Here is a 2,248-nt window from a genome sequence, read left to right on the forward strand (position 1 = left end):
GTCATTGGTTAATAACTTTCTTCTATTCCCTATTCCCTATTGCTTTCCGTTGAGTCTGATAAATGTGAATTTGGTCTACTAAACCCCCAATACCAGGAATATCATAACCATAAAGTTGAAAACCTTTACCGACAGAATTAGTTAAAACTTCTGCACCTTTACCTTGATAATAAACAGGAACTGGACGATTACCATGATTTCCCCAACCATATTTAATCTGAGGATTAGAACCCCAAAAATGACCCGCTTTCATGGAATCAGATTCAGCAGTTAAAGCTTCTGCACTTTTTTCTTTGAGTAGTTCAGAAAAGTTGGGATTTAAAGTCAGATAATGATCATGATCAGCGGTGACAATCAACAGATTATTTTCCCAACCACCATTATTTTTAATCCAGTCAATTGTACTTTTCACAGCTTTATCAAAATCCAATACTGTCCCAATCATATTATCTATATTATCATCATGGGCAGCCCAATCAATATCACCACCTTCTACCATTAACCAAAATCCATCTTTGTCTTTAGATAAAACTGCTAAAGCTGCTTTGGTTAAATCATCAAGTGTGGGATTTTCATTAATTTCTTTCGCAATAAAAGATTTATCGGTTTCTCCAGGAAGTAGAGGCCGAACTGTATCGGGGTTTTTTCCTTGAGAACCAAACAGGGAAAAGATACTCAAACCTGTATTACTGTAATCACCATTGGCGGTACTTACAGGGAGATTTCCCTCTTGTCCCCTAGCTCCATATAATCCTAACAAGCGATCGCCCATATTTGGATCTAATTTAGCCGCAGTAGTCCCTAACTTATCAGCCGCATCTTTTCCCCGTTCTAAAAATGTGTAGTTATAGCGGTTTTGATTGGGGTTTTTACTCAATTCTGCATAGGTCGTTTTAGTGATATATTCAAACTTAGTTGGCGGTTCTACACCCGTAGGCAGAGGTTGACTACTCGCACCTGTGAGAGGATGACCACCACCTAAAATTACCGTTGGTTGATATATGCGAAGTTCCTGCTGGAGAATATTATCCAAGGTTGGATAATCACCATCATATTTATTGCGACGATTCACGTTTGCTGCTGCTGCTCCCGGTGTAGCATGATCTACAGGAACAGAAGTCACAATCCCCGTAGATTTACCATGATCAGCCGCAGTTTTGAGAATGGTTTCTAAAGGTTTTTCAAATATATCAACGGAAATAGCATTGTTATAGCTTTTGACTCCTGTGTACAAAGTAGTCGCTGTATTGGCAGAATCAGGATAACTATACTTAATATACTCAGGATCATTACCAGGAGTCCAAGGATTTATTCCCCCACGTTGAGGATCATAACCCACTAAATTACCCACTGCATTAGGATTAAGATTTTTCCCCCCTCCAGATGGTTTATCGCCAGGATTAAATTGAGGTTGGAATTTAAACCCTGGTAGAATCGGACTAGCGCCTGTAATCGGATTAGAGTTAGATAACGCAGAGTTACCCGTGCTGAAAACTCCATTACCAGGAGCAATGGTAGTACCATAGGTGGTAGCAAGGGCGTAATTATCCAGAGTTTGAAAACTCAGTCCTTCCCCCTTACCAGACGTATAATTATATCCTTTAGCCATAGCCCCAGCGCGAGCCATTTCCCAGCCCATACCGTCCCCAATCATCAGAATGACGTTTTTGGTTTTAGTGACAGGTGTAGCGGGGCTAGAATAGTTAGTCAGAGTGATGAATATACCAACTACAATGATCAACGCTGTAGTAAATAAACGGCGTTTAAATCGGAATGGGGAACTAGATTTAATTACCATTGGTAAAATGCCTGCTAGGAAATTGCTCTATGATGAGAGAATATTACAAAATGATCACAAAACTTTAAATTGACTCATCATGGCGAAAATTCAGTTTGCTAAAGGTATTGAAGAAACAGTAGTTCCTGATGTTCGGTTGACAAGAGCAAAAAAAGGTGAAAGCGGTACGGCAACATTTATCTTCACCAATCCTGATATATTGGCGCAAGATGGCACAGATGAAGTTACTGGTTTATATTTGATTGACGAAGAAGGGGAAATCGTTATTCGTAACGTTCAGGGTAAATTTGTCAACGGTAAACCAGAATCTCTAGAAGCAATTTATGTGATGAATTCTAATGATGAGTGGGATCGTTTTATGCGCTTCATGAATCGTTATGCTGAGGACAATGGACTAGGATTGAGTAAATCTTAATTAGTCATTAGTCAGTAGGGGCGAAGCATTTGGAA

2 protein-coding genes are annotated in these 2,248 nt (G+C 39.5%); one reads left to right on the forward strand and one right to left on the reverse strand.

The genetic code is table 11. From position 1 onward, the window contains the following. Nucleotides 1-22 precede the first annotated feature (22 nt). Nucleotides 23-1,654, reverse strand: coding sequence for an alkaline phosphatase (locus tag FJR08_RS17655; RefSeq protein WP_371415564.1), 1,632 nt, complete (start codon nucleotides 1,652-1,654; stop codon nucleotides 23-25). Nucleotides 1,655-1,877: 223 nt separating this feature from the next. Between FJR08_RS17655 and psb28 the strand changes: the two genes are divergently transcribed. Beyond that, nucleotides 1,878-2,213 carry a photosystem II reaction center protein Psb28 gene (gene psb28, locus FJR08_RS17660; protein WP_168634049.1) on the forward strand — a complete coding sequence of 112 codons (336 nt, stop codon included), beginning with the start codon at nucleotides 1,878-1,880 and terminating at the stop codon, nucleotides 2,211-2,213. Nucleotides 2,214-2,248 lie beyond the last annotated feature (35 nt).

This window comes from Dolichospermum sp. UHCC 0260 (genome assembly GCF_009711985.1).
In the GTDB taxonomy this organism is placed as follows: domain Bacteria; phylum Cyanobacteriota; class Cyanobacteriia; order Cyanobacteriales; family Nostocaceae; genus Dolichospermum; species Dolichospermum lemmermannii.